This window comes from Paenibacillus sp. S-12 (assembly GCF_030363895.1).
GTDB lineage: Bacteria > Bacillota > Bacilli > Paenibacillales > Paenibacillaceae > Paenibacillus_B > Paenibacillus_B alvei.
In genome coordinates this window covers 252,900-275,443 of sequence record NZ_JASIUF010000022.1, presented here as the reverse complement: position 1 = coordinate 275,443, position 22,544 = coordinate 252,900, and the positions used below count along the sequence as shown (strand labels likewise).

Here is a 22,544-nt window from a genome sequence, read left to right as displayed (position 1 = left end):
GCTGAAATTAGAATTGGTAGCACAGGTAGCTGAGCAGTCCCGCATAGTCACGATAAATGACCTTAGCCTCACGCTCTGGCTCTCCACTGCCTAGTGCGATAAGGAGCGGAACGAAATGCTCCGGGGTCGGTACAGCGAGCTCCACATGGGGTGCTTGCTCCGTGTAGTTGAACAGTGCTTCATAATTTTTGTGTTCAATATTATTGATTAGCCAATCATCAAATTCCAGCGCCCAATCCTCCGTCACGTCACTATGCAAGCTCAAATTGTGAACGGTCACGCCGCTCCCGATGATAAGCACCCCTTCATGCTGCAGCTCTCGTATGGCACGGCCAATCAGGAACTGCTCCTTGGCGCTTAGGTTCGGATTGACCGACAACTGCACAACAGGGGTGGAGGCGTCTGGATCGAACTGCTTGAGCAGCGACCATGTGCCATGATCAAGTCCTCGTTCCGCATCCAGCTCACTCGCGATTTGGTGCTGCTGCAGCAGATTGTGAATGCGGAGGGCGAGCTCCCGATTTCCCTTTGCGGGATATTGCACAGCGAACATCTCATCCATCCACCATGGACCGAAGTCATGAATGGTGTGGTAGGTATCATCCGTATACGTAATCCGCGTACTGGACTCAACCTCCCAGTGCGCAGTGAATACGACGAAGGCAGTTGGCTTGGCAGACAAATCCTTGGCGAATTGGGCTAAAAAGCGGGTATATTCATTCTCCTGAATAGCGATGAGCGGCGATCCATGTGCAAGAAATAATACTGGCGCCGAAGTCGTTGTAGCGGTTGACATGATTCACGCACCTTCCTTTTACATTTCGATTAGCATTAAATAACATAGTCAGCAGGCCGGCTGACACGAGATAGGAACTGCTTCGTCCGCTCGTGCTTCGCTGATCTGAATATTTCTTTCGGTGTTCCTTCTTCTACGATCGAACCCTGATCGAAGAAGATCACTTTATCTGCAATTTCCTGAACGAACCCCATCTCATGGGAGACAATAATCATTGTCCGTCCTTCCTTCGCAGCTGTTCGAATGACGGCAAGCACTTCCCCGACCATCTCAGGATCAAGCGCGGATGTAGGCTCATCGAGCAGCATAACCTTCGGTTGAAGGGCGAGTGCCCGGGCAATGCCGACACGCTGCTGTTGCCCGCCTGACAGCTCGCGAGGGTAGTAATCTTTCCGATCCTGAAGACCAACTCGATCCAAGTAGGTGCTTGCGATGTCTTGGGCTTGTTGCGCCTTCATTCCTTGTACCGTCACGAGACCCTCCATTACATTCTCAAGAGCCGTCTTGTACTTCAGCAAATGGAACTGTTGAAATACCATCGCGGTATTGCGGCGCAAATAAAGAATGTCGCGCTTCGTCGCCTTGGACATATTCAGCTCATAGTCACCTAGTGCAATTGTGCCTGCCTGCGGCGTCTCCAGGAAGTTCAGGCAGCGAAGCAGCGTAGATTTTCCTGAGCCTGAGGGGCCAATGATGGCGACAACCTGACCTTCCTCAACCGTCAGATCCACATTGTGCAGCACGACGTGTTTACCGAATGTTTTGTGTAAGCCTTGAATCCGGATCATCTGCCGCCACCCTCCTTTCATTGACCTTCAGCCGCTTCTCCCAACGGGCAATCAGGCGCTCCAGTACAATCGTCACGACCCAGTAAATGATCGCGAGCGACACATACACCTCGAAGAAGCGGAAATTGCGGGAAGCCATCAGCTTGCCTGCGGCAGTCATTTCTACGACTGAGCATACAAAGGCAAGCGAGGTGCCCTTAATTAATCCGATTAGAGAGTTGCCGAGTGTCGGCAGCGCAACGACGATCGCCTCCGGCAAAATGATTCGGCGCAGAACCTGCGTTGTCGTCATGCCCATGGAATATCCGGCTTCAATGCCGCCTTTATCGACAGATTGTATGGCTGCCCGAATGCTCTCTGAATTGTAGGCCCCTTCATTTAAAGCGAAGGTAATGAGCACGAAGATCATCGGCGGTATATGATTCGTATTGTAGTTCGTCCCGTAGTAATAATTGATATACTGCATGGCTATCGGAACAGCATAGAAGGCCAGGTAGAGCTGAACGATAATCGGCGTCCCTCTCATGAAGGAGACATAGAATGCTGACAGAGATCGGAGTACGGGAATTTGCTTAATCTTAATCAGCGCCGTTGCAAGACCGATAAGCAGGCTAAGGATCATGGATGCAAAGGCAATCCCTAGCGTGATCGGCAAATACTTGAGAAGTTCAGGGATCTGACTGAATACAAGCTTTACATCAAATAAATTGGGCATCGCGCATCACTTCTTTATGGATATTTGGAATGGAACTGTGCTTCTTTGTTACCTCGTATAGTCGGCCCCTAAATATTGAATGGACAGTTCCTTTAGCTTGCCATTGTCCAGCAGTGTGCGCAGCGCGCCGTCGAATGCATCGCGAATGGCAGGGCCGTCGCCCGTTTTGCTGAATATGAAGTAGGCTTTCGGGTTTTGGATCTTTTCGATTTCTTCCTTAGGAAGCTCTACAGTATCAAGAGCAATGCCATATTCCTTCTCAATGTCCTTCAGCATAACCTTTTCGGCAAAGGTGAAATCGGCAGTTCCGTTAGCAATGTCTTGATAGGTCTTCATTTGATCTTGATCGGTATATGCTGCCTTAATTTCTTTGCCCGGATGCTCCTTGTTGAATTGTTCAACGAACAGCTGCTCGAACCCGCCGCCAGGACTGACTGGGATCGTTTTGCCGGCAAGATCATCGATTGATGCAATGTCTGTACGACCTTTCTTTACAACAACCACGGTGCGATTGAAATAGTAATATTCGTTGCCGAACAGATACTTCTCTTCGCGTTCCGGTTTCTTAGTGATATTATTGGCGCCAATTTGATAGCGTCCGGAGTCGATGCCTGCAAATATGCTTGGGAATTCGGTTTTTTCGAATTGAATGTCATATTGAGGAAGCAGCTTATCAATTTCCTTCAGAACAGCAATGTCATAGCCATCAAGGTTATTGTTTTGATCCACATATACATAAGGCTTCGGTCCGCCGCTTGTACCGACCAGCAGTGTCTTCACCTTTGCGTCGCCAGTTGATAACGCTTGGTCAGGCGCCTTGCCGCATCCTGCTGCGATCACGGCAAGTGCCAATGTTGTTAATGTTAGTGCCCAAAGCACTCTTTTCTTTTTGTTCATATTCGGCGTTCCTCCCTCGATCTTTATATCCGAGTAATCCTATACGGTTATTTGTTTGCCATCATAAAGGATATTGGCCCGTAATTATAGTAAAAATCGGAACTGCCCTTACATTGTTTATGAGGGGAGAGCCTTCGGCTGTCAGGGAGAAAGAGGAGTTGAGGATTGACAGCACACAGAAGATTTGATTTTAATTAAATTAATCCGATAGGAAATATAAAAATTAAATTAGGGGGATCGGTGTCATGAATGCACTGCGCAACAATTTGGGATATTTCCCTCACCAGCCATCCTTTGAGCGGGAGCAGATGAACTATTTCGACAATCGGCTATCCGCTTATCCTAAACCAATGGGGGTTCAGTATTATACGTTCTCCCTAAACGAAGCAAACCACTATCCGATGATGATATTGCCTGATGGCAGTATTGATATTATGATTTGCTGTGATCAGGATCATCCAAGCGCGAATGTCTGTGGATCGGTTACTTCGGGCAAGCCAGGAGGGTTTCGTCAAGGGAACTGTGATGTGTTCGCGATTCGCTTCTTCCCAGGCTATGGCAGACATGTGCTGCGCTACCCGGCTTATGAGTTCACTGATCGCGAAATTCCCTTAGGCGAAGTGATGAGTAATTCCTCCAACCTTTTGGAGCAGATTGCGGCAGCGAACAATATGCCAGCAAGAATCGCGATATTCGAAGCGTTTTATCGTCAGCTTACCCAAGGAGAGGACAAAACACCGCCTTGGCTCAAGCATGTGACGAAGCAAATCATTAGCAGCAGCGGTTCACGAAGCATGTCCGGCTTATCGCAGAATACAGGTTATTCGTCGCGGTACATTGCAAAGGTATTCCATGAATATGTAGGCATGTCGCCGAAGTTATTCAGCCGTATCGTTCGTTTCCAGCATGTATTGGACGCATTGCTGCATGCGAATTATGAAGGCGCTATGGAAGAGATGATAGAGCTGGGGTATTATGATCAGAATCATTTCATTAAGGAGTTCAAGGAATTCAGTACGTTTACGCCTAAAAAGTACATGGAGCAGCTATGAAACCGTTCTGTTCGATATATTCACCTAATAGATCATCAATAGGAAAAAGCCACGACAGCAGATTAGACGTCCAGTTCGTTGCGCCAGTTCGTGAGCATATAAAAAGACCCTTCAACTCTATGCAAGAGTAGGAGGGTCATCATGCTAAACTACTTTTTCAATAATAAATAGACAAAGTATGGCGCACCGATTAAGGCGACAACGATTCCGACCGGAATGCCGTCAGGCTCAAGAATATTGCGCCCGATCGTATCCGCGAGCAGCAGCATCCAGCCCCCGAGCAAAATCGCTACGGGGAGGAACAACTGGTGCCTTGGACCAACCAATGCTCTGGCAATATGCGGAGCCATTAATCCAATAAAGGCGATTCCTCCAGCCACGGAGACAGCCGCGCCAGCAAGTGCAACGGCAGCAAGCAGCAGGGTCAGTCTTTCCTTCTCGATGGATACCCCTACGCCAATAGCTACAGGCTCATTAAGCGCCAGCAGGTTCAGGCGGTTGGCCTTATATAACGTATAGGGGATCAAAATAACCAACCAAGGCAGTATTGCCCAGATGAATGGCCAGTCCGCTCCCCATATATTCCCCGCAAGCCATCTGGAGATGAAATCCACTTTGGCCCGTTCCGACGAGGAGATAAGCACAATCATTGTTCCTGACAGCGCCATGGAGAAGCCGACACCAGTCAGCACTAGCCGTACAGGCTGTAGCCCTGAAGTTCGTTGATACGAAAATAGATAGATAATAGCTGCCGTAAACATAGCCCCGACAAAGGCGATAAGAGGCAGCATATATGCGAATGAGCCCATATCTATGGGGATGTACAGGAAGAACACCGAGATTGCTACACCGGCGCCAGCATTAATTCCAAGTATGCCGGGATCGGCTAGATCGTTGCGAGTCACGCCCTGCAGGATGGCACCTGATAAAGCTAAAGCCATGCCGGCCAGCAGCGTAATCAGGATGCGCGGTAGCCGAATGGAAAACAGCACGAAGTCCTCCTTGAATGTCCCCTGCCCAAGCAAAGTAGGGAGCAGCCGATCATAGGACAGTGATGAATATCCGAGGCCCATTCCAACAATGACAGTTACGAGTATGAGCCCGAATAGCAATGCGAGTATAAGCCGCTGTTTTCTCAACAGAGAGGGTAAGATCATGAGAATGCTTTGCCTCCTTTATGTACAATGAACAGGAAGAATGGCAGGCCAAGCATCGCAACGATGGCTGCAACAGGTGTTTCGTATGGAGCATTGATCGTCCGTCCAAGCGTATCGGCAAGCAGCATGAAGGCAGCGCCCGTAAAGACGGACATTGGCAAAATAAATCGATAATCAGTGCCGACCATAGTACGTACAATGTGAGGAATCATAAGTCCAATAAAGGCCATATTGCCGACAAGTGCTACAGATGCTCCGGCAAGCAGAACAATCACGATAAATAGGATGATCTTTACCATTAGTGTTTTTTGACCTAATCCCACAGCGACCTCTTCATTCAAGCTTAAAATCGTCAGTTGTCTGGAAAAACCGATAGCGATCAATATGCCGATGAGGATGACGGGAACGATAATTTGAAGCTGACTCCAATTGGTGCCAATGAGGCCGCCTGCTGTCCATAAGGAAATTTCCCGGGATAGCTTAAAATAAAGCCCTGTTCCTTCCGCTATTGCAACAAGAAATGCTGTGACGGCTGCACCGGCCAGCACGATTCGAAGCGGGGAGAACCCGCCTTTCTTCATCGCACCGATGCCGAATACGATAAATGCGCCAACCGCTGCACCTATGAAGCAGGCAATCGTAATTGCATAATAATTGGCGGAAGGAATCCATGCCAATGTAATGGCCAGCGCTGCGTTGGCACCGGCTGTAAGCCCCAGCAAGCCAGGATCAGCAAGCGGGTTGCGCGTCATGCCCTGCATAATCGCACCAGCAACAGCCAGGGCGGCACCGATGACCATCGCACCGACTTCGCGGGGAAGGCGAATATCCCGTAAAACGGCAATGTTGTCGCTTGTCTCATTTGACGTAAGGGCAAGCCACACATCGCGCAACGAAGTGTCAGCGGCTCCAAATACCATAGCCACGACAAACGTTCCTGCACATATGAGGATTCCCACGATTAACTTGACCACAAATGGAATCGTATGTTGATTCGAGTTGACCATGCATAATGTCCCTTTCTAGTAATGGCGCTTAGAATACAGGAAAAGGAATTCTTAAAAATAAGAATTCCTTTACCAGACGTTACTTGCTTGCCGCGAAATCTTTACTGAATGTCTCCAATTGGAAGTCCAATGTGAGCGGGTCATTGAAATAGAATTCATTCATATTAACCTCGAACACGCGATTGTTCTTCACGGCAGGGATATTTTTATACGATTCCGTTTCTTGGAATGAATTGTCGCCAGTTTTGTTCTTACTGAGAATGACATAATCGCCTGCGAATTGCGGAAGAACCTCAGTAGAGAGTGCGAAGTAGCCAGGTCCCAACGCTTTTTCCTTGACTTTCTCCGGCATGTTCAGCTTCATCTCTTGGTACAGAATCTCCGTTCCACGGCCCCAGTTGTTGCCGTACACATACAATTGCTTATTGAAGTTCTCGATAACCGAAACAGTAGCATTTTCACCGATTTTGGCTTTAATGTCTTTGCCAGCTTGTTCAGCACGCTTCTTGAAGTCGTCGATCCAAGCTTTCGCTTCGGCTTCTTTGTTCAAAAGCTTGCCGATCTCCAGATGCTGTGTTAAATAATCGACCTTGCCGTAAGTGTATGTAACGGTAGGAGCGATTTGGTTCAGCTTGTCAATATTTTTAATGCCCGACAATCCGATGATCAAATCCGGATTTAGTTCAATAATTTTCTCCAGGTTCTCATCAGACACTTCTGCTACATCTTTCAATTTCGACTCAAAGCGAGGGTTCTGCTTCGCCCATGTATCTACGCCGACTAGATTTACGTTCAGTGCCATGACATTCCCTGCAAAGGAAGATAATACGATAACGCGCTTCGGATCAGCAGGCACTTTCACTGGTCCATTTTCTGACTGATACGTAATCGTGTCAGATTTGCTTTCTTTGTTCTCTGCCGCATCTTTCTTTGGCTCGGCAGCAGGGCTTGCGCAGGCGCTAATTGCGAGCACAAATATGAGCATAAAGGGGATGAACCACTTTTTCATGATGCTGTTGCTCCTTTAATTAAGTTATATGTGATACACATCGGCTTGTTCGTTCGGGGATCCCGTCCGATTTCAGCGTCGATTTGAAACACCTTTTTCAGTACGTCTGAGGTCATAACCTCTTCACAATCGCCTGCCTTAACGATTTCGCCATTCTTCATTGCGATGATGTAGTCAGCGAATCGAGCCGCTTGGTTCAGATCATGGAGAACCATGACAATGGTGCGTTCCTGCTCTTCATTCAGGCGCTGCAGCAGCTCTAATACTTCAAGCTGATGAGCCATGTCCAAATACGTTGTCGGCTCATCGAGGAAGATGATCTCAGTCTCTTGAGCGAGGGCCATTGCGATCCAGACGCGCTGGCGCTGACCGCCGGAGAGGGCGTCTACAGGGCGATATTTAAAATCAATCGTCCCGGTCATTTCCAATGCCCAGTCGATGACCTCGATATCCCTCTTCGTTAAGCGTCCGAAGCCGCGCTGATATGGGAATCGGCCATAAGAAACGAGCTCGCCAACCGTTAACCCGCTTGCACTTTCCGGGGTTTGGGGCAGAATAGCCATCTTCTTCGCCAGCAGCTTTGTATTTTCTTTCGCAATATTCCCTCCGTCGAGAATGACATTCCCGGATTGGTGAGGGATAATGCGAGTAATTGCTTTCAGCAGTGTAGATTTACCGCATCCATTGGAGCCAATGATCGTTGTGATCTTTTTATCGGGGATAGGGACACTGAGATTTTTGACAATTAAGCGTTCACCATAACCAATGCTTAAATCATCTGTATATAGGCGAGCCATGCTTCAACCTCCATTTATGGAAACGAACGAGCGTTATCGACATTAATTGATAATGATTATCAAGATCATATCTTTCCATAATATAAATTCCTGCATATCGGATGTCAATAGTAATTTTTGTTGTAAAAGGGTGATGAATCGGATATCATTGATAATGATAATCAATACCAATAGGTTTCTGAGGAGTGAAGGGGAAATGGATCAGGAACAATTATTTGATGTAACGGTAATTGGAGGGGGCCCAGCAGGGCTGTACTCTGCTTTTTATAGTGGACTTCGTGAAATGAAAACAAAGCTGATTGAGTATCAGCCTCAGCTTGGCGGCAAGGTGCATGTATATCCAGAGAAAATGATCTGGGATGTTGGCGGACTAACACCGGTCACAGGAGCGCAGCTAATTAAGCAAATGGTGGCGCAGGGGTTGACGTTCGACCCTGAGGTTGTGCTTAATGAGAAAATCGATTCGATTGCTCGCAATGAGGATGGCATTTTTGTTCTGGAAGCAACCTCTGGCCGAAAACATTACTCCAAGACGGTCATCGTGGCAGTTGGCGGCGGAATTTTGAACCCAACCAAGCTTGATATTGAGGGTGCGGAGCGCTTCGAAGTTACGAATTTGAATTATACGGTGAAATCGCTCCGAAAGTTTAAGGATAAGGTTGTGGTCATTTCAGGTGGCGGCAATTCGGCAATTGACTGGGCGAACGAGCTGGAGCCGGTTGCGAAGAAGGTGTATTTGACGTACCGGAAGGATAAGGAGTCTTTGTCCGGTCACGAGGCAACGATTACGCAGTTGATGAACAGCTCCATAGAGTGCTTCTTTAATACTTCTATTACGAAGCTGATTGCAGCAGACAACCATGAGACGATCGAACGAGTAGAACTGACGAATCAAGCAACAGGCGAGACTGCGATATTGCCGATTGATGAAGTGATTATTAACCATGGCTATGAGCGGGATTCGAGCCTGATTGGCAACAGTGCATTGAAGATTGAGCAGGTAGAGGACTTCTATGTAGCGGGCAATGCCAGCAGTGAATCTTCGATTCCGGGTCTGTATGCAGCAGGGGATATTTTGCATCATGATGGGAAGCTGCACTTAATCGCAGGCGCCTTCCAGGATGCGGCCAACGCGGTGAACAAGGCGAAGCAATTCATTCAGCCGGATGCTAAAAGCTGGGGAATGGTCTCTTCCCACAACGATGTGTTTAAGGAACGCAACCGCGAACTGGTGAAGCAGATGATGAATTCATAAATAAATAGGAAGACGCTCCACCGCTTGCCGTTATGATAAGTTGAGGATCGTCTTTTGTTTAGGGAAGCCTTCGGCAGCTCAAGCTGATCCGAAGGCTTCTTATTTTTGCATACAGGATACAGGTAGTTGATTAGTCGAGCGCTTGTACCAAGCTTGCACCGAATTGTGCGGCGCCATCCGGGCCGTCAGCGGTAACAATGTCATCATGGGCCACCACATGCTGGGCGATATACGTGACATTGTTATCTTTCAATTGGTCAATTTGGATATCAAGCGGGTAGCATGTCGCTTCTCTGCCTGCAAGCAGTCCAGTACGGGCAACTGTAACAGCGCCTGCGCAAATGCCGGATACAAGCACGCGATCTTGATGAGCTTGCTTCAAGTATTGCTGCAGCTCTTGGTTATCCCATAGATAATCGTTCGTGCCAGAGCCGCCGATTACAGCAACAACGTCATAATCAGTTGCGGACACATCGGAGAAGATAACTTCTGCCGTGGCTTTGCCTTGGAAGTCTCCTGTGATCTCGCCGGTTGTGGTGCTGGCAATCGTGACGTTCACTCCTGCCTGCTCTAAGGCAGCTTTTGGCTGGAACAGCTCATCTTCATTGAATCGTTCAGGTGGTATAATAAATAAAGCTTTTTTATTCATAAAATATGGCCTCCTATTTGTGGTACACAGTTGAGTTGGTGTCAGGCTTCGTGCTGCAGCACGTGCTGAATCACTTCTGAAGATAAAGTGAACTTGATGTTGCGATCATCGCTGTAAGATGTGTCTTATTGTACCGGCGCTCTCCCATCCTGTGAAGAATGCACTTTTTTGTGCGGAGGTTACCTATAGGTTACTTATTGAAGAAATAAGGAGTTAAGGAATCGATGTCAGATACATTGCGAGAAGAAATAAAAAAGAAAATTGTGAACGGTGATTTTAACTGTGAGAAGGAATTAACGCTGTCCATTATCAGTGGGAAGTGGAAGGTCGTCATTCTCTGGCACTTGGGTGTTGAAGGCCCTCATCGCTTCAGTGATCTTCAGCGCTTGTTCCCGAAGGTATCTCATAAAATACTGACCAACCAACTGCGTGAGCTGATGGAGGATGGAATTGTGCATCGGGAGGTGTATCCCGAGGTGCCGCCCAAGGTTGAGTATTCTATGACAGAGCTTGGCATGACGCTCCTGCCTCTCGTGGAAATGATGTATGAGTGGGGAAAAATGCGAATGAATCAGATCAAGCAGGGACTGGGGATCAAGGACGAAGACTGACACTCAGTCGTGTAAGTAACGGCGCAGTTGGGCAGGATAACGGCCTTGTTGTCGTGAGGCAGCAAGTGTGATCTAGATCATGTTGATTTTTCTATATGGTTTCTTTACAATAGGTGGAAATCATGTTAAGAAGGAGTGGGGGTATGAGCTGGAAGCCGAAGGCGAACCGTTCATTCGATATTTCATTTTCATATGTCCATTCCATAAGAACACTAAGGCATTCGCTGCTTTAGTGTTTTTTTATTTTGCTAATTTCTACGGAGGTGTGGGGATGACGAGATATAAGCGGGTCATGATTAAACTTAGCGGCGGTGCTGTAGCGGGAAGCAGTGAATTCGGCTTTGCTCCTGACAGACTAGAGCATATCGCTAGTGAAGTGATGTCCGTCGTAAAGCTGGGTGTCGAGGTGTCGATCGTCATTGGGGGAGGAAATATATTTCGTGGAAATATGGCGGAGAGTTGGGGGATTGAGCGCGCAGAGGCCGATAATATCGGGACGCTGGCGACTGTCATCAACAGCCTTATGCTGCGAGGCGTTCTAAAGGCGAAGACTGATAAGGAGGTTCGCGTCATGACTGCCGTGCCGGTTACTTCTGTTGCGGAGCCTTATATTCGCTTGCGAGCGATTCACCACTTGGAAAAAGGATATATCGTCATATTTGCCGGGGGCAACGGCCAGCCGTATGTCACTACCGATTATCCCTCTGTGCAGCGGGCGATCGAGGTCAATTGCGACGCGCTGCTCGTGGCGAAGCAAGGCGTTGACGGTGTGCTTGAGGCGGATCCGAGAACGAACAAAGATGCGAGGAAATTCGCCTCTCTCCATTACAACGATGTGATCCAGCATAATTTGAGGGTGATGGATCAATCCGCATTTATTTTGGCGAGGGACTTTCATCTTCCGATTCATGTGTTCAACTTCGACCGGCCGGGGACGATGCGCGACATATGTGAAGGAGAAAATAATGGTACATTAATTAGCGAAGAATCAATTCTACAGTTTGATTAATAACGAAGAGGCTCCGCAAGCGCGGATCCTCTTCGTTTCAGTTACGTATTATTTTGTCACCGTAACAGAATAGACTACTCTTGTGCCACTATTCCACTCAGCTACTATGGTGCCATATCCCTCTTTAAAAGCAGTTATATTCCATTGTTAGGTTATTTTATTTGTTTTCTCGAATTAATCATAATTGTACATTTTAGGTTTCGTTCCGTTCATCCTTGGAATGATTTTTTGTAACTTCAAAGCCAAAATTCCCCTTCCGTGCTCTAATGATATGAGAGGGAAGGGAGATAACGATGCCACATGGATATACATAAGCTCGTGAAGAAAGCGCAAAAGGGAAGCGATAGGGCGTTCTTGGAACTGTTCCAGCAGCACGAGGAAGCTATCTACCGGATGGCCTACATGTACGTGAAGAATAAGGACGATGCGCTCGATATTGTACAGGATACAGCGTATCAAGCTTTTAAATCGATCGACAGCCTGCGGGAACCGCAATATTTTAAAACTTGGATTCTCAGAATCACGATTAATCGTGCTCTTTATACATTAAAACAGCGCAATAAAATCATTCCGTTTCCGCCCGAGTATGCCGATCAGCAAGTAGAAAGCTCTTGTGAGGAGGATATTCCCTTAGCCGTAACGCTGCAGGAATTGCTAGACGAATTGGATGCTCATGAGAAAAGCGTCATCCTGCTCAAGTTTTATCAAGGGTATACGTTTCAGGCGATTTCGGACATTCTTGAGATGCCCTTGAGTTCCGCAAAAACAATACTATACCGGGGATTAAGCAAGCTGCGGAAGAGTTTGAAGAGAGGTGAAATCTCATGAGCCAGCGCAATCGAATTATAGATGAAATAGAGAAAATTGATATACCAAAGGAACTGCATGAGCGAAGCGTCATGGGCGTGCAGCAAGCGAAGCGGGAGCTTCGGCAAACGGGCGGCATCATGAAGATCGCGAAGGTGGCGGGCATAACCGCTGCAGGACTTGTTCTCGCCGTCGCGCTGGGGGCGGCAGCCTCTCCGACATTCGCTGAAGTCGTGAAATCATGGTTCTCGTTAAACAAGACGGATGAAGGCTTGAAGAAGGCGGCTGACGAAGGATTTGCGGTGCCGATTAACAAGCAGGTAACCGATCAGGGAATTACGTTGAAGGTGAAAGAAGCGATTCACGATGTATTGCGCATTTCGATCCTGTACGGTATAGAACAGGATGGAAAATCCATGGATTCGGATCGGTTGTTCGATACGTTTATCCCGAACGGAAACAGTGATGATCCGTACGTGAACCGATACGAGATCGTGGACAGTGAAGGGAACGTACTTCCGCTTCGGTTGCAGCAGACCCATGCAGGGAACGATCGAATTCTAATCCTGTCGCTAGACGATCTTGTGCCCGGCCAAGAGATTTCAGATATGTCAGATCTGCCAAACCAGATTACGGTGCGCTTCGATATTAATCAGATCGGCAAGATGCGGGGAAAATGGTACTTGGAAGTACCTATCGATCTGATGAAGGCGAAGGCCTCTACAACTATCGTGCCTCTTAACAAGCGATATGAATCACAGATGGGGTTCAGCGTAGACTTTAACCAGCTTCGTCATGGGCCGAGTAAATCAGAGCTATTGCTGCAAGTCGATGAGACGCAGGCATGGAGAAGCGCTCAGAAAACAGATCCGATGTTCCGGTATGAAATTAAAGATGGGAAAGAAAATATAGTGGCTGCATATGATGGTCTGATGCGCAGAGAATTAGCCATCGGAAATAAGAATGTTCTTCAACATTCCTTGCATGGTCAAGGAACGTTGGGGCATATGAGATACCGCCATGCGTTCGTGCCTTTTGAGGAGACAAAGGATCTGACCTTGGAAATGACTGCAATCTATACGCAGGAACGTTTCTCTAAAGGGGATTCTATAGCACTCGATCCAGCGGCATTGACGAAGGAGCCGTTAAGGAAGGAGGTGAGGGGAAAGAGCATTGTTTTCAACGCACGATCGAAGACGGAAGATGCTCCTGAGCAGTTGAAGAGCGGTAACAAAGCTTTTAAAGGAAAAGGGTGGATACTGGAGATTGACCAGCAGCTTGGTTTCGATACGCTTGATCTGGAATGGCACATGATGGACAAGCAGGGGAAGGAGATTAGAGCGGAGTCGGCGACAGAGCTGGAGCAGGATTCGCAAGGGAAGTATCGCAATCGTACGCTGTTCTTTTTCGAAGGCCAGTCCAAGATTCCCAGCAGCCTGAGTGTAACCTTGGAAAGTTGGACAAAGAAGACGCCAATCAGTTGGAGCATTCCGCTCGTGCCGTCGACCGAACCGCTCCCTCCAGGTCACGATGAACCGATATATGAGAGGACAGTAGTGGAATTAAAGCCCGAGATCGTAAGCAAGGCGGAACAGGCCATGCATGATCTCGCTCCAAATAAGCCTTCAGAACTGTATGGCGTAGCAGATTACAGCGACCGGTGGTTCCTATATGCCAAGGATAACAGCGAGAGTTTTGTCATTGTGCTCAAAGAAGCGGAAGAGCCCATTATTGTACGACGGGCCATTCCATACCATGAATTGAATGGCAAGCTGCAACAGACGGTGGAGGATACCTTGCGGCGGATGAAGCCTGAACAACCGATTGCATTCGCAGAAGCTGTTCGCGTGAGATCTAAGGAACTTAATAGCTGGTCGTTCCATAATGACCAAGCTGCAATAACGATTGATGCGGTAACGGGCCAGATGGAAACGGCAGAGCTGCGGTATGAACATGGATTCTTTAATGAAAAGGCCAAAGCTGCTGCGGAGAAGGCGTATCCACTTTTTGCGGAAGGCAAGGAATTGCGATTTACAACCATGACGCAGAGAATGGCGCCAACGGAACATGTATGGGAGATTGGACGCGAGATGAGTCTCTTTGCCAGAGTGGGAGTGCGAACGAACCGAGTCTGGTCGGTTCAGCAGAGCTATAAAGATGATCATCCTGGCGATGAGCAGGCAGCACGCAAGAAGTACGCAACTTCGCTTTATTCGCCAGAGCAGGCTATTCGTAAGGTCAATTCGACCGTTAAGCAGGTATTCGGCATCGATATGGAAGGCTACGAAGCGAGCGTCAAGCTCAATGAATATACGTTCACGAAAAAGGGTTCGATGACGATGAAAGGAACCGTCAATGCAAAGGGTGAGTTCTGGAAGCTGGAGCTTATTCCGATAGAGGGAATACAAGATTAGACGGACTTGCTATGAGGAGGGCATCTTTTATGAAAATGAATACATTATTGGCGCTAACATTCGCATGCAGCTTGTTTGCTGCAACTCCGGCTATGGCAGAACGGGCCGGAGTGGCTAACGGAGGGACGGGAATTGTTCAGTATAGCGATGTAGATCGAAAGCTGGCAGAGTCGGCAGAGAAAGCAATTGAGCAATATGGAAACGGAAAAGCATTTCAATTAGAGGAAGCGTTCAAGGACAGTTATTTTGTAGATAAAGAGCAAAAAGAGAGTTGGATCATCCAATCTAAGGATCGGAGCGCCGTTGTATCGGTCGATGCAGTTTCCGGCAAGGTACTTACCGTGTCATTGAGCTTCAAGATGGAGGAGGTAACTGGTGAATATGCTTCGTACCTGAAGGTAGCACAGTCAGCAGTGAAGCAGTTACATAAAAATGCGGAGCTTGTCTTTACGGAAGCTCACTTTTTCAAAAACAATAACGCGGCAAATATATCAGAAGTAATGACTTTCGGTGCGAAAGACGATCAATTTATACAAATCGATACGAAGACAAGTAAGCCATTAAACTACCGTTTTATATACAAGGCAGTGGATATGGATCGTAAAATCATAGGCGTGGCTGAACAGGCAGTAAAAAGTATGGGGATCGACAAGGTTCAACCATTTACGAGCTTTGTGTACGAAAAATATGAAGGAAGAGAAGAGTGGAGGCTAACAAGAAAAATAGAAGTTAAAGGCGATCTCAGGAAAAATGGGGCTGTGAGGATAGACGAGAATAACCGTGCGTTCGTTGTCGAGGCCGTTGCCACAATCGAAGCAAAGACGGGCAAGCTTACCTCTATAAATGTTAAGCCAAATACGAATGATCAGAAGCGCAAATCATTGTCGAAGGAACAAGGCATTGCGATTGCTAAGCCTGTCGCGAAGAAATTGTGGGACGTAGACTTATCTTCCTACGAGGTGAAGGTTAATAAGGACTGGGGCGACTACACGTTTAGCAGAAAAGGCAAAGCGGCTATCGTAGCCAAGTTCGATAACTTTGGCAATCTGGTTCGCATGGAGCGTAAATGAAATAATAGATTACATGTAAAAAATAACATAGTTATAGGTTGCTAAATCACGAAGGGACGATTCACTTCAGAGCAAAAGAAGAGCAAAGCATTGTACTTGATACAAAGACGAAAAAGCTGCTCCAGTACCGCATCAATTACAGAGCAGCGGATGTGGATCGCAAGATAATTGCGGCTGCCGAAGAGGCGGTAAAGAGTATGGGGGCAAGTAAGGTACAGCCATTTACAAACTTTGCGCGTTAAAGTATTAATATTGGTTCAGAAAAAGAAGTGTGGGAATTGAGTCGGAGAATTGAGGTTAAGGGGGAACGCAGTCCCTATAAAACTTACGTTGTAGAGGGTCGCACTGATTAAGCCTGTCGCAAAGAAATTGTGGGGCGCAGACGTGTCTTCTTGCACACTAAGGATTGATGAAGCTTGGAGAGACTACATTTTTAGCAGCAATGGAAAGCCCTCAATTGTGGCTAGAATCAATGAGTTTGGGAATCTTGTGAACATCAGCCTGGATCCATTGAGAAAATAAAGATTTAGGAGTTATTACGAACGGAACAGAGTTATGCCATCATCATTTTATAATCATAGGAGGGCGCCGAAACCGGCGCCCTTTTCCCGTTTTAGAATGTGCGGGAAAGACTCTTGTTATATTTCAGAAGTTCTGGGACAATAATAATCAGATTATAGAGTTACAGTTATTTATACGTATTAACACATCTGTAGGTAAAGTACTTTAGGAAGTAAGACAGAATTTTGACGTGTTGAAAAGAGGGCACTAGATGAATAAGCAATCCATCTATGGATTAACATTGGATCAACTAGCCGCTTGGTTGGAGGAGCGGGGACATAAGAAGTCACGTGCATCCCAAGTCTGGGATTATCTATATCGCAAGCGGGTTAAGGATTTCGCTGATATGGCAGAAGTAAATGAGGATAGCGCAGCGCTGCTGTCCGAGCACTTCGTCATCCATTCGCTTAGCGAGCATGTGAAGCAGCAATCGGCTGATGGCACGATTAAGTTCTTGTTCAAGCTGCAGGATGGCAACCTGATCGAGACAGTATTGATGAAACATAAATTCGGACTGTCGGTTTGTGTGACGACACAGGTTGGCTGCAATATTGGCTGCAGCTTTTGTGCGAGCGGACTGCTGGCAAAGAGCCGCGACTTGTCGAGCGGCGAGATTGTAGAACAGATTATGAAGGTTCAGCACCATTTGGATGAAATGGGCCAAGGTGATCTGGTCAGTCATATCGTCGTGATGGGCATCGGAGAGCCGTTCGATAACTTCGAGAATATTATTAACTTCTTGCGGGTCGTGACTGATCATAAAGGTCTGGCTATCGGTGCGAGACGAATTACGGTTTCAACAAGCGGCTTGGCGAATAAGATTAAAGATTTCGCGGATATTAACCTGCGGGTGAATCTGGCTCTTTCCTTGCATGCACCGAATGATGAGCTTCGCACGCGCATTATGAAGATCAACCGTGCGATTCCGATTGCGAAGGTGATGGAGGCGATTCAGTACTTCATCAATACAACGAACCAACGGGTGACACTGGAATATATCTTGTTGAGGGACGTAAACGATCAGCAGGAGCATGCGCTTGAATTGGTGAAGCTGATACAGGAGTGGAACATGCAGGACGAGGTCAATGTGAACCTGATCCCGTACAACCCTGTTGATGAACACAGCCAATATCAGCGCAGCGAGCAGGAGTCGATCCGCGGCTTCTATGACGTGATGAAGAAAAATAACATCAGCTGCAGCGTACGCTTGGAGCATGGCACAGACATCGATGCCGCCTGCGGCCAGCTTCGCAGTAAGCAGATTAAGAAAGAAAACACGCATGCATCAACGTAAACCGTGGTAGAAAAAAGGGGCATTGAGCGGCAGGAAATCGGACAATTGTATCTTGACCCTGTGTACCCTCTTCGATTAACATAAGATCTATAAAGGGGAGTAGCTGTTACAATAAAGTCGTCATTACGAGGATAATCCTCCGGCTTTGTTGGCAACTTCGATTGTTAGCGAGACCTTTACCGACAGGGTAAAGGTCTTTATTTATGGCCTTTACCGTGATCGGTAAAGGTCATTTTTGTTTTTTAAGGGGTGTTGCTCGGGAAACTTCTCATAATTGTGCGCAATTGAAGAAAAGATATACATGACATGATAAGAGGAGAGGGTACTATGGATTTCTTTACAGCAGAGTTCTGGTCCGCGCTAATGGCAATCGTAGTCATTGATTTAGTCTTGGCGGGAGACAATGCAATAGTAATCGGTTTGACAGCGCGCAACCTGCCTAAGGAGCAGCAGAAGAAAGTCATATTCTGGGGCACATTTGGTGCTATTGCGCTTCGTTCCTTGTTGACGCTTGCTGTAGTATGGCTGTTGAAAATTCCGGGCTTGCTGCTCATTGGCGGCGTACTGCTCGTATGGATTGCGTATAAGCTGCTTGTAGAAGAGAAGGGCCATGATGTTGGATCTGCTGCTAGCCTGTGGGCGGCGATCAAGACGATCATTATCGCGGATACGGTCATGGGGCTCGATAACGTGCTTGCGGTAGCAGGGGCGGCGCATGGTGATTTTATACTCGTTGTACTCGGCTTGCTAATCAGTGTACCTATCGTGGTATGGGGCAGCACGCTTATTATTAAGTGGGTAGAGCGCTTCCCGGTCATTATCTATATTGGTGCGGGTGTCCTGGCTTGGACGGCGGCAAAGATGATTGTAGATGAGCCGCTGGTGAAGGGGTTCTTTACAGCGAACCCGGTTCTAAAGTGGTGCCTTATCGTTGTCATCATCGTCGCTGTGTTGGCATTGGGCAGAATGAAAAAGCAGAAGCAAGTGAAGCAGGCTGCGTAAGGTGCGGCTGATAAGCAATTATTTGCCGAAAAAGTAAGGTAGATGAGCGAGGAGCTGTCCGGAAGAGGCTCCTTTTTTGTTGAAATAAAAAGTAAAAATAGGAGTGCATGCATCAAGCTGTTGCGCTATAATGAAAATGTGAATAAAATGGAACGTAGTTCCATTAAGTGGAACGATAGTGTTCGGTGACTAAAGGTCGGTGTATGTATTATTCTTCATACGATGGGAGCGTGAATGTTGTGGATAGTAAAGAACGATTTTCAAGTCGGGTGGATGCGTACGTGAAATATCGACCGAGTTATCCGACAGAGGCACTGGCGTATTTGTACGATGTCGTAGGTTTGCGTCCCGAGGATATAATTGCCGATATAGGCGCGGGAACCGGGAAATTCTCGAAGCTTCTCCTTGGCAAAGGAAGCCGCGTTACCGCGGTAGAACCTAATCAGCCCATGCGGGAGGCGGCTGAGCGAGAACTTGGGGGCAATCCGAATTATCGCGCCATTTCAGGAGCGGCAGAGGCGACAGGGCTGCCCGATCACTCCGTCGATCATATCGTATGTGCGCAGGCATTTCACTGGTTCGATCGCACAGCAACCCGTGCAGAATTTCACCGCATCCTGAAGCCGGGAGGGAAAGTAGTCCTCATATGGAATGCCCGAAAGCTTCACGGAACCCCGTTTCTGGAGGAATATGAGCAACTGCTCCGGCAGTATGGAACGGATTATGAGAAGCTGCGCCATAAAAATATATCAGAGGAAGCATTAGCAGCCTTTTTCTCCCCTAACAAGATGACGGTGGCTACATTCACGATGCGGCAATTGCTTAACAAAGAGGAACTTGGCGGGAGATTGCTTTCCTCCTCGTACGCGCCTGAGAAGGGCCATCCGAATCATGAGCCCATGATGGCTGAGCTCGCCCGTGTATTCGAACGCAATCAGCAGAATGGCGTTGTATCCTTTGATTACGAAACTGAAATATACTGGGGCGAAATGTAGGGAAATAGCCAAGAATCGCATATTGCTTTTAGATAAGAGAGGAGAAAATACCTCTCTTTTTTGCGTCTGTGTCATATTTGGTATTGACTCTGCCATACATTATGATAGAATCATTATCACTTATAAATCCTATTGTATTACTAGGTATAAATGAGGGGGATATACGATTTGGCACAAATGATCATTACTGGATTGTTATGTGGGATACTGCTCGGGTTTGTCATGCAGCGCGGCCGATTCTGCCTGACTGGTGGATTCCGTGATATGTATTTGGCAAAGGATAATCGGATGTTCTATGCGCTGCTCATCGCCATCACGGTTCAAAGCATCGGCGTATTTGCACTCATTCAGCTCGGATTGGTGGAGTTCACGGCAGGCTCGTTTCAATGGCTGAGCACGATCGTAGGCTCTTTCATATTTGGAATCGGCATTATTTTGGCGGGAGGTTGTGCGACAGGGACATGGTATCGTGCCGGGGAAGGCTTGATTGGAAGTTGGATTGCCTTATTCGGATATATGGCGATGAGCGCCATTATGAAGTCAGGCGCGTTGCTGCCTGTCAACCACGGCCTGAAGGCGTATGCAGCTCCGAATAATTCCATCCCGGATACATTCGGATTGTCCGTATGGCCGTTCATCGTCGTGCTCGCGCTCGTGACATTATGGCTTGTTAGCAAGCAACTGCGCAAACCAGCCGTCGCGATTCCAGCTTTGCCGGCGAAACGGAAAGGACTCAACCATCTATTGTTCGAAAAGCGCTGGCATCCGTTTGCTACAGCTGCTCTTGTAGGAATCATTGCGCTGCTCGCATGGCCGCTGAGCGAAGCGACAGGTCGGATGTCCGGTCTTGGCATTACAACGCCGTCAGCCAATCTCCTGCAGTACTTGGTGACGGGCGATAGTACCAAGTATGTGAACTGGGGCGTTTTCTTGGTGCTTGGCATCTTTGCAGGCTCCTTCCTGGCAGCGAAGGGAAGCCGCGAATTCCGCTTTCGGGCACCGGATGCAAAGACAGCTGTATCCAGCTTCGGCGGGGGGCTTCTCATGGGCTTCGGAGCGAGTTGGGCAGGAGGGTGTTCGATTGGCAATGGGCTCGTTATGACGGCCATGATGACGTGGCAAGGATGGGTGTCGCTCATTTTCATGATTTTAGGTACATGGACGGCTTCGTATTTCGTATATGTACGGCCGCGTACCAAGGCAAGTCGCAAGCTAGGCGCTTCTTATCATGCAAAGACCGTATAGGAGGAAAATGACATGAAAACGAAATTAGCCGTACTTGGCATGGTATGTCCATTTCCATTAATCGAGGCGAAGGAGGCGATCCAGTCATTGAACAGCGGCGATGAGCTGGTCATTGATTTCGACTGCACGCAAGCTACAGAGAGCATTCCTCGTTGGGCCGCCGAAGCGGGGCATACGATAACCAACTATGAACAAATCGATGATGCATCATGGACGATTACGGTACGTAAAAAATAACCGGAGACATCGACGAACCATAACGGGCAGTTTTACGATGCCGCTTCATTCAGTGAACTTAGAGGGTTAGCATAAAGCAAGAAGGTCGAGTTAGGACAAAGAGTCCTGACTCGACCTTTTGTATTATTAGGTCATTTTTTTAGTATATGATAGGGAAAGTATCCTTTTTTAATTACTTTTTTTGTGTGGCTAAAGGAAAGTGCATGTACCTTAATCTGGCCATTTTGGATATGTACCCTCTTCAAGCACTCCAAACTTCCAGCTCCATTTTTCAAAAATATTATTTTATGCAATTGTATGTTCAACGATACAATAGGTTGGAATGGCGAAAAGAGGAAATTAAGCTGGAATAATAATAAATGTCAATTGACTCTCACGTTACGTGATACTTTATAGTGGTGTTGAAGGGAGGTTGCGCAAGTTCATGAGAGTTAAGGAAGTAGCGGATATTACGGGAGTTAGTGTGCGCACGCTGCATCATTATGATGAGATTGGGTTGTTGACGCCAGCCCATATTACCGAAGCGGGTTACCGACAGTATTCAGAAGACGATCTCGCTTTGCTGCAGCAAATTTTATTTTTTCGAGAGCTGAATTTCCCTTTGAAACAAATTAAAGAGATTATTTATAGTCCGAACTTCAATCAGGCAGAGGCGCTTGAGCTGCATCGCAGCATGCTGCTGGAGAAGCGCAGGCAGCTTGATGTCATGCTGGAAACATTAGATAGAACGATTCGGCATATGAAAGGAGAAATCGAAATGACAAATAAAGAGAAGTTCCAAGGTTTTGACTTCAGTCACAATCCCTACGAGCAGGAGGCCCGCGAAAGATGGGGCAGCAAGGCAGTGGATGAAGCGAATGCGAAGATCAGTAGCATGACGATGGAGCAGCAATCTTCCTTGTCGGAGAAGATGAATGAGATTTACACTCGCTTGGCAGCACTGCGCAATAGTGCGCCAGAGTCGGAAGAGGCGCAAGCGGGAATCAAAGAATGGTTCGATTTCTTGAATTCGATGGGGAAATACACCCCTGAAGCATTCAAGGGCCTGGGCCAAATGTATGTGGATGATGAGCGATTCACAAAAAATATTGATAAGTTCGGTGAAGGCTTAGCAGCATTCATGCGAGACGCAATGGCTGTGTTCGCGGATAAGCAAAGTCAATAGAGACTCTCTTAT

At 47.4% G+C, this 22,544-nt stretch carries 23 protein-coding genes; 14 read left to right on the top strand and 9 right to left on the bottom strand.

The genetic code is table 11. The annotated features are described in order from the left end of the window. Positions 1 to 7 precede the first annotated feature (7 nt). Genes NO352_RS21225 through NO352_RS21210 form a run of 4 tightly spaced genes read right to left on the bottom strand, consistent with a single transcriptional unit; the run spans position 8 to position 3,196 of the window. A complete protein-coding gene (locus NO352_RS21225) occupies positions 8 to 796 on the bottom strand; it encodes a DODA-type extradiol aromatic ring-opening family dioxygenase (RefSeq protein ID WP_197266928.1) in 789 nt (262 codons plus the stop codon). A 35-nt stretch (positions 797 to 831) separates the two neighbouring features. Further along, the gene (locus tag NO352_RS21220; RefSeq protein WP_005545240.1) at positions 832 to 1,584 is read right to left on the bottom strand and encodes an amino acid ABC transporter ATP-binding protein; all 753 of its coding nucleotides are present in this window, start codon (positions 1,582 to 1,584) and stop codon (positions 832 to 834) included. After that, positions 1,547 to 2,299, bottom strand: coding sequence for an amino acid ABC transporter permease (locus NO352_RS21215; protein ID WP_005545238.1), 753 nt, complete (start codon positions 2,297 to 2,299; stop codon positions 1,547 to 1,549). The genes NO352_RS21220 and NO352_RS21215 overlap by 38 nt, the downstream gene beginning before the upstream one ends. Before the next feature lie 48 nt (positions 2,300 to 2,347). Then, positions 2,348 to 3,196 carry a transporter substrate-binding domain-containing protein gene (locus NO352_RS21210; protein WP_197266926.1) on the bottom strand — a complete coding sequence of 283 codons (849 nt, stop codon included), beginning with the start codon at positions 3,194 to 3,196 and terminating at the stop codon, positions 2,348 to 2,350. 245 nt (positions 3,197 to 3,441) lie between these two features. Here NO352_RS21210 and NO352_RS21205 point away from each other — a divergent pair, with 245 nt between their 5' ends. Beyond that, a complete protein-coding gene (locus NO352_RS21205) occupies positions 3,442 to 4,248 on the top strand; it encodes a helix-turn-helix domain-containing protein (protein WP_289356715.1) in 807 nt (268 codons plus the stop codon). 149 nt (positions 4,249 to 4,397) lie between these two features. On the opposite strand, the gene NO352_RS21200 is transcribed toward NO352_RS21205, so the two are convergent. The 4 genes from NO352_RS21200 to NO352_RS21185 all read right to left on the bottom strand — a co-directional run bounded on the left by NO352_RS21200 (position 4,398) and on the right by NO352_RS21185 (position 8,218). Continuing rightward, a complete protein-coding gene (locus NO352_RS21200) occupies positions 4,398 to 5,405 on the bottom strand; it encodes a FecCD family ABC transporter permease (protein ID WP_268599212.1) in 1,008 nt (335 codons plus the stop codon). Continuing rightward, complete coding sequence (locus NO352_RS21195) at positions 5,402 to 6,412, bottom strand: FecCD family ABC transporter permease (RefSeq protein ID WP_289356714.1); 1,011 nt, start codon at positions 6,410 to 6,412, stop codon at positions 5,402 to 5,404. The genes NO352_RS21200 and NO352_RS21195 overlap by 4 nt, the downstream gene beginning before the upstream one ends. A 79-nt stretch (positions 6,413 to 6,491) precedes the next feature. After that, positions 6,492 to 7,421 carry an iron-hydroxamate ABC transporter substrate-binding protein gene (locus NO352_RS21190; RefSeq protein WP_289356713.1) on the bottom strand — a complete coding sequence of 310 codons (930 nt, stop codon included), beginning with the start codon at positions 7,419 to 7,421 and terminating at the stop codon, positions 6,492 to 6,494. Then, entirely contained in the window at positions 7,418 to 8,218 is an 801-nt protein-coding gene (locus NO352_RS21185; RefSeq protein ID WP_005545227.1) for an ABC transporter ATP-binding protein, read from the bottom strand. Before NO352_RS21185 ends, NO352_RS21190 begins: the two co-directional genes overlap by 4 nt. A 196-nt stretch (positions 8,219 to 8,414) precedes the next feature. On the opposite strand from NO352_RS21185, the gene NO352_RS21180 reads away from it, so the two are divergent. Further along, entirely contained in the window at positions 8,415 to 9,473 is a 1,059-nt protein-coding gene (locus tag NO352_RS21180; RefSeq protein ID WP_289356712.1) for an NAD(P)/FAD-dependent oxidoreductase, read from the top strand. A 130-nt stretch (positions 9,474 to 9,603) separates the two neighbouring features. Here NO352_RS21180 and NO352_RS21175 read toward each other — a convergent pair whose 3' ends face one another. Beyond that, the gene (locus NO352_RS21175; RefSeq protein ID WP_268599216.1) at positions 9,604 to 10,122 is read right to left on the bottom strand and encodes a DJ-1/PfpI family protein; all 519 of its coding nucleotides are present in this window, start codon (positions 10,120 to 10,122) and stop codon (positions 9,604 to 9,606) included. 224 nt (positions 10,123 to 10,346) lie between these two features. Here NO352_RS21175 and NO352_RS21170 point away from each other — a divergent pair, with 224 nt between their 5' ends. The 12 genes from NO352_RS21170 (at position 10,347) to NO352_RS21115 (ending at position 22,532) form a co-directional block, all read left to right on the top strand. Then, the gene (locus NO352_RS21170; protein ID WP_289356711.1) at positions 10,347 to 10,733 is read left to right on the top strand and encodes a winged helix-turn-helix transcriptional regulator; all 387 of its coding nucleotides are present in this window, start codon (positions 10,347 to 10,349) and stop codon (positions 10,731 to 10,733) included. 271 nt (positions 10,734 to 11,004) lie between these two features. Then, on the top strand, positions 11,005 to 11,742 hold the full coding sequence (gene pyrH / locus NO352_RS21165) for a UMP kinase (protein WP_005545219.1): 738 nt from the start codon (positions 11,005 to 11,007) through the stop codon (positions 11,740 to 11,742). Between the two features lie 300 nt (positions 11,743 to 12,042). Beyond that, positions 12,043 to 12,570 (top strand): sigma-70 family RNA polymerase sigma factor, encoded by a 528-nt coding sequence (locus NO352_RS21160; protein WP_268599217.1) that lies wholly within the window; start codon positions 12,043 to 12,045, stop codon positions 12,568 to 12,570. Further along, positions 12,567 to 14,963: a DUF4179 domain-containing protein gene (locus NO352_RS21155; RefSeq protein WP_289356710.1), complete on the top strand. Its 2,397-nt coding sequence runs from the start codon at positions 12,567 to 12,569 to the stop codon at positions 14,961 to 14,963. Before NO352_RS21160 ends, NO352_RS21155 begins: the two co-directional genes overlap by 4 nt. Positions 14,964 to 14,992: 29 nt before the next feature. Then, a complete protein-coding gene (locus NO352_RS21150) occupies positions 14,993 to 16,033 on the top strand; it encodes a hypothetical protein (protein WP_289356709.1) in 1,041 nt (346 codons plus the stop codon). Between the two features lie 38 nt (positions 16,034 to 16,071). Then, complete coding sequence (locus NO352_RS21145; protein ID WP_289356708.1) at positions 16,072 to 16,275, top strand: hypothetical protein; 204 nt, start codon at positions 16,072 to 16,074, stop codon at positions 16,273 to 16,275. Between the two features lie 530 nt (positions 16,276 to 16,805). Further along, positions 16,806 to 17,888 (top strand): dual-specificity RNA methyltransferase RlmN, encoded by a 1,083-nt coding sequence (rlmN, locus tag NO352_RS21140; protein WP_289356707.1) that lies wholly within the window; start codon positions 16,806 to 16,808, stop codon positions 17,886 to 17,888. A 327-nt stretch (positions 17,889 to 18,215) separates the two neighbouring features. Next, on the top strand, positions 18,216 to 18,890 hold the full coding sequence (locus NO352_RS21135; protein ID WP_171417460.1) for a TerC family protein: 675 nt from the start codon (positions 18,216 to 18,218) through the stop codon (positions 18,888 to 18,890). Between the two features lie 203 nt (positions 18,891 to 19,093). Further along, the gene (locus NO352_RS21130; RefSeq protein WP_289356706.1) at positions 19,094 to 19,885 is read left to right on the top strand and encodes a class I SAM-dependent methyltransferase; all 792 of its coding nucleotides are present in this window, start codon (positions 19,094 to 19,096) and stop codon (positions 19,883 to 19,885) included. 177 nt (positions 19,886 to 20,062) lie between these two features. Beyond that, the gene (locus tag NO352_RS21125) at positions 20,063 to 21,130 is read left to right on the top strand and encodes a YeeE/YedE family protein (RefSeq protein WP_040735730.1); all 1,068 of its coding nucleotides are present in this window, start codon (positions 20,063 to 20,065) and stop codon (positions 21,128 to 21,130) included. Positions 21,131 to 21,142: 12 nt separating this feature from the next. Further along, on the top strand, positions 21,143 to 21,367 hold the full coding sequence (locus NO352_RS21120) for a sulfurtransferase TusA family protein (protein WP_021257395.1): 225 nt from the start codon (positions 21,143 to 21,145) through the stop codon (positions 21,365 to 21,367). A gap of 424 nt (positions 21,368 to 21,791) precedes the next feature. Then, positions 21,792 to 22,532, top strand: coding sequence for a MerR family transcriptional regulator (locus NO352_RS21115; protein WP_289356705.1), 741 nt, complete (start codon positions 21,792 to 21,794; stop codon positions 22,530 to 22,532). The last annotated feature ends 12 nt before the right edge of the window (positions 22,533 to 22,544 follow it).

Coding starts and splice junctions, on each gene's coding strand:
- NO352_RS21225 (WP_197266928.1), bottom strand. CDS start 796: ATGTCAACCGCTACAACGACTTCGGCGCCAGTATTATTTCTTGCACAT.
- NO352_RS21220 (WP_005545240.1), bottom strand. CDS start 1,584: ATGATCCGGATTCAAGGCTTACACAAAACATTCGGTAAACACGTCGTG.
- NO352_RS21215 (WP_005545238.1), bottom strand. CDS start 2,299: ATGCCCAATTTATTTGATGTAAAGCTTGTATTCAGTCAGATCCCTGAA.
- NO352_RS21210 (WP_197266926.1), bottom strand. CDS start 3,196: ATGAACAAAAAGAAAAGAGTGCTTTGGGCACTAACATTAACAACATTG.
- NO352_RS21205 (WP_289356715.1), top strand. CDS start 3,442: ATGAATGCACTGCGCAACAATTTGGGATATTTCCCTCACCAGCCATCC.
- NO352_RS21200 (WP_268599212.1), bottom strand. CDS start 5,405: ATGATCTTACCCTCTCTGTTGAGAAAACAGCGGCTTATACTCGCATTG.
- NO352_RS21195 (WP_289356714.1), bottom strand. CDS start 6,412: ATGGTCAACTCGAATCAACATACGATTCCATTTGTGGTCAAGTTAATC.
- NO352_RS21190 (WP_289356713.1), bottom strand. CDS start 7,421: ATGAAAAAGTGGTTCATCCCCTTTATGCTCATATTTGTGCTCGCAATT.
- NO352_RS21185 (WP_005545227.1), bottom strand. CDS start 8,218: ATGGCTCGCCTATATACAGATGATTTAAGCATTGGTTATGGTGAACGC.
- NO352_RS21180 (WP_289356712.1), top strand. CDS start 8,415: ATGGATCAGGAACAATTATTTGATGTAACGGTAATTGGAGGGGGCCCA.
- NO352_RS21175 (WP_268599216.1), bottom strand. CDS start 10,122: ATGAATAAAAAAGCTTTATTTATTATACCACCTGAACGATTCAATGAA.
- NO352_RS21170 (WP_289356711.1), top strand. CDS start 10,347: ATGTCAGATACATTGCGAGAAGAAATAAAAAAGAAAATTGTGAACGGT.
- pyrH (WP_005545219.1), top strand. CDS start 11,005: ATGACGAGATATAAGCGGGTCATGATTAAACTTAGCGGCGGTGCTGTA.
- NO352_RS21160 (WP_268599217.1), top strand. CDS start 12,043: ATGGATATACATAAGCTCGTGAAGAAAGCGCAAAAGGGAAGCGATAGG.
- NO352_RS21155 (WP_289356710.1), top strand. CDS start 12,567: ATGAGCCAGCGCAATCGAATTATAGATGAAATAGAGAAAATTGATATA.
- NO352_RS21150 (WP_289356709.1), top strand. CDS start 14,993: ATGAAAATGAATACATTATTGGCGCTAACATTCGCATGCAGCTTGTTT.
- rlmN (WP_289356707.1), top strand. CDS start 16,806: ATGAATAAGCAATCCATCTATGGATTAACATTGGATCAACTAGCCGCT.
- NO352_RS21135 (WP_171417460.1), top strand. CDS start 18,216: ATGGATTTCTTTACAGCAGAGTTCTGGTCCGCGCTAATGGCAATCGTA.
- NO352_RS21130 (WP_289356706.1), top strand. CDS start 19,094: ATGTATTATTCTTCATACGATGGGAGCGTGAATGTTGTGGATAGTAAA.
- NO352_RS21125 (WP_040735730.1), top strand. CDS start 20,063: ATGATCATTACTGGATTGTTATGTGGGATACTGCTCGGGTTTGTCATG.
- NO352_RS21120 (WP_021257395.1), top strand. CDS start 21,143: ATGAAAACGAAATTAGCCGTACTTGGCATGGTATGTCCATTTCCATTA.
- NO352_RS21115 (WP_289356705.1), top strand. CDS start 21,792: ATGAGAGTTAAGGAAGTAGCGGATATTACGGGAGTTAGTGTGCGCACG.